This is a genomic window from Corynebacterium halotolerans (genome assembly GCF_050107895.1).
Taxonomy (GTDB): Bacteria; Actinomycetota; Actinomycetes; order Mycobacteriales; family Mycobacteriaceae; genus Corynebacterium; species Corynebacterium halotolerans_B.
The window spans coordinates 1-253 of sequence record NZ_JBNILW010000067.1 but is presented as its reverse complement, the minus strand read 5'-3'; the positions used below and the strand labels follow the sequence as shown (position 1 = coordinate 253).

Annotated in this window: 2 pseudogenes; one reads left to right on the top strand and one right to left on the bottom strand. The window is 61.7% G+C overall.

From position 1 onward, the window contains the following. Positions 1 to 127 (bottom strand): annotated as a pseudogene (locus tag ACQCVD_RS15590) (transposase); the annotation flags it as partial. A 54-nt stretch (positions 128 to 181) separates the two neighbouring features. On the opposite strand from ACQCVD_RS15590, the pseudogene ACQCVD_RS15585 reads away from it, so the two are divergent. Further along, positions 182 to 253: pseudogene (locus tag ACQCVD_RS15585) on the top strand (IS6 family transposase); the annotation flags it as partial.

Below are 253 nucleotides of genomic sequence, written 5' to 3'. Positions count from 1 at the left end.
AGTCCAGCTGGCGTTTTTGCCAGATCATCACCTCGTCCAGGACGGCGTCGGTGATGGTGCTGATCGTCTCGTGCGACAGGTCCGTACCCAGCGTGGTGGCCAGGTGGTGCTGAATATCGCGGATGGTGGTGCTGTTGCAAAGTGGGGGCGGGGTGGCGGTCGCCGTGGAATGATCACGGTCATGGGCATCTTCTCGGGTCGCCATTTCCCTCGCGAGGTCATCCTCTGGGCGGTGAGGTGGTACTGCCGTTAT